2 protein-coding genes and 2 pseudogenes are annotated in these 3,595 nt (G+C 71.3%); 1 reads left to right on the top strand and 3 read right to left on the bottom strand.

Annotated elements, in window-relative coordinates; genetic code table 11:
- Positions 1-351, bottom strand: a pseudogene (locus BJQ90_RS13355) (hypothetical protein); the annotation flags it as partial.
- 162 nt (positions 352-513) lie between these two features.
- On the opposite strand from BJQ90_RS13355, the gene BJQ90_RS13350 reads away from it, so the two are divergent.
- The gene (locus tag BJQ90_RS13350) at positions 514-1,050 is read left to right on the top strand and encodes a DUF1697 domain-containing protein (protein ID WP_226760737.1); all 537 of its coding nucleotides are present in this window, start codon (positions 514-516) and stop codon (positions 1,048-1,050) included.
- Between the two features lie 11 nt (positions 1,051-1,061).
- Here BJQ90_RS13350 and BJQ90_RS13345 read toward each other — a convergent pair whose 3' ends face one another.
- Both BJQ90_RS13345 and BJQ90_RS13340 read right to left on the bottom strand, forming a co-directional pair.
- The gene (locus BJQ90_RS13345) at positions 1,062-2,678 is read right to left on the bottom strand and encodes a GTPase (RefSeq protein ID WP_226760736.1); all 1,617 of its coding nucleotides are present in this window, start codon (positions 2,676-2,678) and stop codon (positions 1,062-1,064) included.
- Positions 2,675-3,595 (bottom strand): annotated as a pseudogene (locus BJQ90_RS13340) (ABC transporter); the annotation flags it as partial. The pseudogene BJQ90_RS13340 and the gene BJQ90_RS13345, both read right to left, overlap by 4 nt.

Here is a 3,595-nt window from a genome sequence, read left to right as displayed (position 1 = left end):
CACCTTCAACGCCGCCGCACTCGCCTCCAGCCGCGCCACCCCCGCCAAACCATCCAGGCAATCATCGGCCAGATCCCGCAACGGATCCACACCCCGGAACGGGTCCGTGTCCCGGACGGCCACCGCGTCCAGCAGCGGATCCTTGCCCCGCGGCAGGGCGTCGGCACCGGGGGCGTCAGGGCCGGGCAGGGCGTCGGCACCGGGGGCGTCGGGGCCGGGCAGCGCGTCGGCGTTCCGCAGCTCCGGGTGGTCCGCACCGGCGCCGATGAAAGCAGCAAGCGCAGCCGTCGACGCGGCGAGAGCCGCCAGGGCCTCCCCGCTCTCCACACTCCAGGATGTGCTGCTTTCCATACCCCAAGCGTAGATCTGGGCTCCGACAAAAAGATGAACCAGCCGGGTGGCAGCGCGACACCGGAGCCGACAACCAAACCGACCACCATGAACCAACGGGCTCCGCGGTGCACGACTACAGGAAGCACAGGTTCTGCGTAGCGGAAGCATTAGGCTGTCCGCATGAACAGCTATGCGGTGTTTCTGCGTGGGGTCAATGTCGGTGGCGTGACCATCAGGATGGCCGAACTGACAGAAGCCCTTAAGTCCCGGCCGTTTTCGGCGGTGAAGACGCTCCTGGCCAGCGGCAACGTCGTGCTTTCGAGTGAGCTGTCCCCGGCCGGCGTCAAGAAGGAATTCGAGGCCTGCCTCCGGGAGGCATTCGGCTATGACGCCTGGGTGGTGGTTCTGGCGGCGGAGCGGGTGAGCGAACTGGTCGCGGCGTGTCCCTACCCGGCGGACGACAAATCCACGCACACCTATCTCACGCTCGGCTCGGACGCCCAAGTGCTTGCCGAGCTGTATGCGGCCGGCAGCGCAGCGGACGGGGCCGAGTTGACAATGCTGGGTCCGGAGGCCTTGGCCTGGCTGGCCCCGGCGGGCGGCACCCTGGACAGCCCGTTCAGCAAGCTCTCCTCAAAGCCGAAGTACAAGGCCTCCACCACCACCCGCAACCTGCGCACCATGGTCAAGGTCCGCGACGCCGCAGCGCCGGCGTAGACGGAGCCCGGTCAGCGCGCCGCAGCCCGCAGTGCCTTGTTGAAGGATGCCAGCCGGCTGACCTCCAGCTCCACGGGTTCCACCACCAGTTTCGCCGCGACCGCCGCGACGGACGCCTTGAGCCGCTTCCGGGCTGCGGCGCCCCGGGCACGGGCGGCCGCGGCCGCGATGAACTTCGCCAGGACGGCCAGGACAATTCCGAGCAGTGCACCGCCGGCGATCATCACGGTCGGCACCGGCCAGCCCGCCACGAGCGGCACCTGCGGGACGGGAAGCTGGAAATAGCCCAGCGCGGCGAGGACGCCGAGCCAGGCGAAGCCGCCGAGGGCTGTCAGCAGGGCCAGCCACTGCACAATGTTGAACGCCGTCCACCACCAGGCCTTGCGGCCGGCTTTCAGCTCCGTGGTGGCGATGGCCTGGTCCAGCGCATCCGGCAGCTGCTCGCGGCCCTCGCGGGCCGCAGCCCGGATTACGGCCCGCCAGGGGCCGGGGGCGCCGTCGGAGGCCGCATCGGCGAATTCCCGGACGGCGGCATCCGTGCGGGCACGCTCCGGGGCGCCGGCCGGTGGCAGCGAGGTGCGGTTGAGTTCCGCCCTGATGCCCTCCCGGCGCAGGTTCAGCCGCCGCAGGGGATCGGGCCGGAAGCGGACCAGCCAGCGTGTCACCGGCCAGCCCGTGCGGCGGGTCGACTCCAGCCGGTAGGACCGGACGACGGCGTCCACCACAAGCGGGACGTTCGCGGCCACGGACAGTTCCTGGGCCAGGCTCGCCTTCGACGCTGCGGTGACCCCGGCTGCCTCGCCCACACCGGATGCCTCAGCGAGCCGGGCCGAGGCCCGGGTGACGTCCGCGCCCAGGCGCTGCGATTGGGCCTGCCGCTGTGTGGCCACCTGGCGGATCGCGGCCCGGACGTTCTCCACCCCGCTCCCCACCAGGGCGGAGGCGCCGATGACCTGTACCTTGCCGAGCCCGTCCCGCGCCAGGATGCCGCCGAGCGAGTCCAGCACCGGGCGGACCTCCTGTGCCGGGAGCCGGTCGATCTGGTTCAACACCACCAGGGTGACGGCGCCGTGGGACGCGAGCGGTGCCAGGAAATCGTTGTGAACCGCGGCGTCCGCGTACTTCTGCGGATCGAGCACCCAGACAAGGACGTCGACGAGTCCCACCATCCGCTCCACGATCTCCCGGTTGGCGGCGCGGGTGGAGTCGAAGTCGGGAAGGTCCAGGAGGATGAGTCCGGTGCCTTCGTCGGCGAAATCGGGGACCGGTGTCGCGTGATGCCGGTTCCGGACCTCCAGCCAGTCCAGCAGCTCCCCGCTGCCCTCGGCGCCCCAGATGCCGGCGAGCGGCTCGGACGTCGTGGGCCGCCGGACGGCCGCCGTCGCGATGTCCTCCCCGCTGACGGCATTGAAGAGCGAGGACTTTCCGCTGCCGGTGGCCCCGAAGAAGCCGACAACGGTGTGGTCGGCCGAGAGGGAACGCCGGGAACTGGCCCGGTCCAGCACCTCGAGCACTGCGTCCAGGACATCCTCCGGGAGCGCGCCCGCGGCGAGTTCGCGCGCCGCGTTCAGGGCATCGAGGCGGCGGTCCAGCCGGGAGGCCTCGGCGGCGGCGCCGTGGCGGCTCATGCCGAGGCCGCCAGCCGGCGGAGCGCCGCGGCATGGCCCTCGAGTACTGCCGGAGGGACGCCGCCGGAGACATCAAGCCGGGCCAGGAAGCGCTGCTGCTCGGCCTGGAGCAGCAGCTGGCAGCGGGCGTGGAGATCCTCGCGTGCCGTTTTGGCGAGCCGGCGGACGGCGTCCTCCCCGAAGACCGCTTCCAGCAGCCGCTGCCCGACGACGGCGGTGCCGCCTGCGACGCCGATCTCCAGCCCGGTGAGTCCGGCCGTCATGGAGAAGACCACGATCATCAGGGCGGCACCGAGGCCGTTGATGCCGAAGGACAGCCAGCGGGCCTGCGTGCGCTTTCCCTGGCCTTCGGTCCGGATGAGTTCCATGAGGCTCCCCTGCCAGGCCCTGATCTCGGCAGCCGCTTTCCCCGCGAAACCCTCGGAGGTTCCGGAGAGGTCGTCGGCGCCGAGCAGTTGGCGGCCGGCCGGGTCGGAGCGCCAGCGCTGGTCGGTCGACTCCGCCGCAGTGGCGGCTTCATCGATGATGACGGCCTGCAGTCCGGATTCGATCGCCGTCTCCACCCGCACGGCCGGCGTCGGTTCGCCCCGGAAGAAAGCACCCATTCGGTCCCTGAACCGGCCAATATTCTGCTCCATGGCCCGGAAGAACTCGCCCGTGCCCACGAAATCCTGCCAGCGGGCCAGGACCTCGCCCCGGAGGAGGGCGCCGTCCCGGGTGGCCTCAAGGATCCTGGCGACGGCGTCCCGGTAGGCGTCCCGGGCGTCCCCCGCGAGGACCTGGGCCACGTGCTCCTGGGCCGCGGAGGCCTGCGCCACGGCCTCGACGCGGCTCCCCAGTGCCTTGACGGTCCCGTTCAGTGTCCGCCGGGCGATGTCGGCGCGCCCGGCGGCGTCGGCGGCGAGTTCCTGCAGCCA

The organism is Arthrobacter sp. SO3 (assembly GCF_020532825.1).
Taxonomy (GTDB): domain Bacteria; phylum Actinomycetota; class Actinomycetes; order Actinomycetales; family Micrococcaceae; genus Arthrobacter.
This window is presented reverse-complemented; position numbering and strand designations above follow the sequence as displayed.

Coding starts and splice junctions, on each gene's coding strand:
- BJQ90_RS13350 (WP_226760737.1), top strand. CDS start 514: ATGAACAGCTATGCGGTGTTTCTGCGTGGGGTCAATGTCGGTGGCGTG.
- BJQ90_RS13345 (WP_226760736.1), bottom strand. CDS start 2,678: ATGAGCCGCCACGGCGCCGCCGCCGAGGCCTCCCGGCTGGACCGCCGC.